General features: G+C 54.7%; 5 protein-coding genes, 1 tRNA gene and 1 pseudogene. All 7 read right to left on the reverse strand.

The genetic code is table 11. The features are described from left to right. Window positions 1–56: 56 nt before the first annotated feature. Window positions 57–557 carry a 50S ribosomal protein L10 gene (gene rplJ / locus GSM73_RS20600; protein ID WP_047230484.1) on the reverse strand — a complete coding sequence of 167 codons (501 nt, stop codon included), beginning with the start codon at window positions 555–557 and terminating at the stop codon, window positions 57–59. A gap of 198 nt (window positions 558–755) precedes the next feature. Further along, window positions 756–1,451 carry a 50S ribosomal protein L1 gene (rplA, locus tag GSM73_RS20605; RefSeq protein WP_003186095.1) on the reverse strand — a complete coding sequence of 232 codons (696 nt, stop codon included), beginning with the start codon at window positions 1,449–1,451 and terminating at the stop codon, window positions 756–758. After that, complete coding sequence (gene rplK, locus GSM73_RS20610; protein WP_003176435.1) at window positions 1,451–1,882, reverse strand: 50S ribosomal protein L11; 432 nt, start codon at window positions 1,880–1,882, stop codon at window positions 1,451–1,453. Before rplK ends, rplA begins: the two co-directional genes overlap by 1 nt. Window positions 1,883–1,999: 117 nt before the next feature. Continuing rightward, a complete protein-coding gene (nusG, locus tag GSM73_RS20615; RefSeq protein ID WP_003186097.1) occupies window positions 2,000–2,533 on the reverse strand; it encodes a transcription termination/antitermination protein NusG in 534 nt (177 codons plus the stop codon). Between the two features lie 9 nt (window positions 2,534–2,542). Further along, window positions 2,543–2,911: a preprotein translocase subunit SecE gene (gene secE / locus GSM73_RS20620; protein ID WP_003186101.1), complete on the reverse strand. Its 369-nt coding sequence runs from the start codon at window positions 2,909–2,911 to the stop codon at window positions 2,543–2,545. Between the two features lie 45 nt (window positions 2,912–2,956). Continuing rightward, window positions 2,957–3,032: transfer RNA gene (locus GSM73_RS20625), tRNA-Trp, on the reverse strand. Window positions 3,033–3,085: 53 nt separating this feature from the next. Then, a pseudogene (locus tag GSM73_RS20630) lies at window positions 3,086–3,182 on the reverse strand (elongation factor Tu); the annotation flags it as partial.

Here is a 3,182-nt window from a genome sequence, read left to right on the forward strand (position 1 = left end):
GACGGCCTACGCGGCCATCGAAATAAACAAAAAAGCGCGAGAGGAAGTGCTCAGCCTTAGGCTGCGGCAGCTTCTTTTTGCTCGCGAACTGCAGCCAGAGTACGAGCCAGCTTGCTGGTAGCGCCTTGAATCACGCTCATCAGCTGCGAAATGGCTTCGTCGCGGGTCGGCAGTGTTGCCAGTACATCGATCTGATTAGCTGCGAGGAACTTGCCCTCGAACGCAGCTGCCTTGATCTCGAACTTGTCCTGACCCTTGGCGAATTCCTTGAACAAACGGGCAGCAGCGCCTGGATGATCTTTGGAGAACGCGATCAGGGTCGGGCCGGTGAACACGTCGTTGAGAACACTGTATTCAGTGTCAGCAACTGCGCGCTTGAGCAGGGTGTTACGTACGACACGTACGTAAACACCAGCTTCACGGGCCTCTTTACGGAGTCCGGTCATTGCGCCTACTGTTACGCCACGGGCATCAGCCACGACAGCGGACAGAGCGACTTTGGCAGCCTCGTTGACTTCAGCGACGATGGCCTTCTTGTCTTCGAGATTAATTGCCACGGGTTTAACTCCTGCTTGTTACCGTTTCATTCGGTCGAAACCGAATGTCGTTTTGGTGTCTGATTCGGTAAGGAACCGGGAGCACCATCTGCGTAGGCTTGTGGTTTAAGACTTGCGTCGCCTACGGTCTTGGACAGCCCCCGCCAGGCAGGGACCCCAATTTTTCGATTGGCGCAATCGCTTGCGCCAATCTGAGTCTTACGCGTCGAGCGAGCTCTGATCGATGACCAGACCTGGGCCCATAGTGGTGCTCAGGGTAACGCGCTTGACGTAGATGCCTTTCGAAGAAGCTGGCTTGATACGCTTCAGATCAGCGATCAGGGCTTCTACGTTTTCCTTCAGCTTGACGGCGTCGAAGCCAATCTTGCCAACGGAGGTGTGAATGATGCCGTTCTTGTCGGTGCGATAACGAACCTGACCAGCCTTGGCGTTTTTAACCGCGGTAGCTACGTCTGGCGTTACGGTGCCGACTTTAGGGTTAGGCATCAGACCACGTGGACCGAGGATCTGACCCAACTGACCCACAACGCGCATGGCATCCGGGGATGCGATAACTACGTCATAGTTCAGGTCGCCGCCTTTCATTTCAGCAGCCAGATCGTCCATGCCTACGCGATCAGCACCAGCAGCCAGAGCAGCTTCAGCTGCTGGGCCCTGGGTGAAAACAGCTACACGAACGGTCTTGCCAGTGCCGTGTGGCAGCACGGTAGCGCTACGAACGACCTGGTCGGATTTACGCGGGTCAACACCCAGGTTTACAGCAACGTCGAACGACTCGCTGAACTTGACAGTCGACAGCTCGGCCAGCAGAGCGGCGGCGTCTACAAAGTTGTAGGCCTTGCCTGCTTCGATTTTGCCGGCGATAGCCTTTTGACGCTTGGTCAGCTTAGCCATTACACACCCTCCACGTTAAGGCCCATGCTACGAGCAGAACCGGCGATAGTACGCACGGCTGCATCCATATCAGCTGCAGTCAGATCCGCGTTTTTGGTTTTCGCGATTTCTTCCAGCTGGGCACGGGTAACGGTGCCAACCTTAACGGTGTTTGGACGAGCGGAACCGCTGGTCAAACCTGCAGCCTTCTTCAGCAGAACCGAAGCAGGGGTGCTTTTAGTTTCGAAGGTGAAGCTACGGTCGCTGTAGACAGTGATGATCACTGGAGTTGGCAGACCTGGCTCAAGACCCTGAGTACGGGCGTTGAAGGCCTTGCAGAATTCCATGATGTTCACGCCGTGCTGACCCAGGGCAGGACCAACAGGTGGGCTTGGGTTAGCCTGAGCGGCCTTCACTTGCAGCTTGATGTAAGCGGTAATTTTCTTGGCCATGAGGCACTCCAATTACGGGTTCTAGCGCCTCGAAAGGCTCCCCGGTTACTTGCGCGTTTATCCCAGTGACGACAAAACCCCACAGCCTAGGGCTGCGGGGTTGGGATGCCTGTTCAATCAGACCTTTTCGACCTGACTGAACTCTAGCTCTACCGGAGTAGAGCGACCGAAAATGAGCACTGCCACTTGGATCCGGCTCTTTTCGTAGTTAACTTCTTCAACCGTGCCATTAAAGTCAGCGAATGGGCCGTCAGTGACCCGAACAACTTCACCTGGCTCAAACAGTGTTTTTGGCTTCGGCTTATCGCTACCATCAGCGACGCGACGCAGAATCGCTTCTGCCTCTTTATCTGTAATCGGCGCAGGCTTGTCAGCGGTACCGCCAATGAAGCCCATCACCCGAGGGGTATCCTTGACCAAGTGCCAAGTCCCTTCGTTCATATCCATCTGTACCAGCACGTAGCCTGGAAAGAACTTGCGTTCACTTTTGCGCTTCTGGCCATTACGCATCTCAACCACTTCTTCAGTGGGGACCAGAATCTCGCCAAAGCCATCTTCCATGCCAGCCAGCTTTACGCGCTCTACCAGCGAGCGCATGACATGCTTCTCGTAACCCGAGTAAGCATGCACAACGTACCAACGCTTAGCCACGGGACACCCTTAGCCAACAATCAAGGAAACAAGCCAGCCGAGCAGGGAATCGAGCCCCCACAACAGCAACGCCATTACCAGAACAACAGCCACAACGATCAACGTGGTCTGCGTGGTTTCTTGGCGAGTCGGCCATACGACTTTACGAATCTCGGTGCGAGCTTCCTTAGCGAGTACAAAGAAAGACTTGCCCTTAGCCGTTTGCAGCCCCACAAAGGCAGCAACAGCGGCAATGGCAAGCAATGCAAGTACACGGTACAGGATCGGCGAAGCAGAGTAATACTGATTGCCAACAACGCCAACAACCACCAAAGCGACTACCACTAGCCACTTGAGCAGATCGAAGCGAGAGCCTTGAGCTTCAGCTTTAGGAGTCATCTATGAAGATCCTGTGAAAAGAAAGCCAGACACACCAAGTGAATCTGGCAGGTCAGGAGGGAATCGAACCCCCAACCTACGGTTTTGGAGACCGTCGCTCTGCCAATTGAGCTACTGACCTAAAACAAAATCAGGCCGACCATTATGCCGGCCCGAAAAAGACATTACAACTGTTTACTCGATGACTTTGGCTACGACACCAGCGCCGACGGTACGGCCGCCTTCACGGATAGCGAAACGCAGACCGTCTTCCATCGCGATGGTCTTGATC

Origin of the sequence: Pseudomonas sp. PICF6 (assembly GCF_009831705.1) — a bacterium.
GTDB lineage: Bacteria > Pseudomonadota > Gammaproteobacteria > Pseudomonadales > Pseudomonadaceae > Aquipseudomonas > Aquipseudomonas rhizophila.